1 protein-coding gene is annotated in these 227 nt (G+C 44.5%); it reads left to right on the top strand.

Translation table 11 applies throughout. From position 1 onward, the window contains the following. Positions 1 to 227, top strand: a 227-nt coding sequence (locus ACYQ4S_RS13105) for a transposase (protein ID WP_459771625.1), incomplete at both ends; no start/stop codon positions are given.

Here is a 227-nt window from a genome sequence, read left to right as displayed (position 1 = left end):
GAACAATTCGAACTGTCCCATGCATCTGAACACGACCATGATCACTTGAACGTCTTTATCAATGAGAAACGGGCGACCTATGTTTTTGATCGCGGGTATCTGGATTTCGCTCAGTTTGATCAAATGACCTGGGAGGGCTACTTTTTCGTTTCCCGCATTAAAAAGAATACAGCCGTTCATGTTCAAGCGCACCTGGAAGTGTCTCATGAATCAGGGATTATCAGTGA

It is taken from the genome of Alkalibacterium sp. s-m-28 (assembly GCF_054658175.1).
This window is presented reverse-complemented; position numbering and strand designations above follow the sequence as displayed.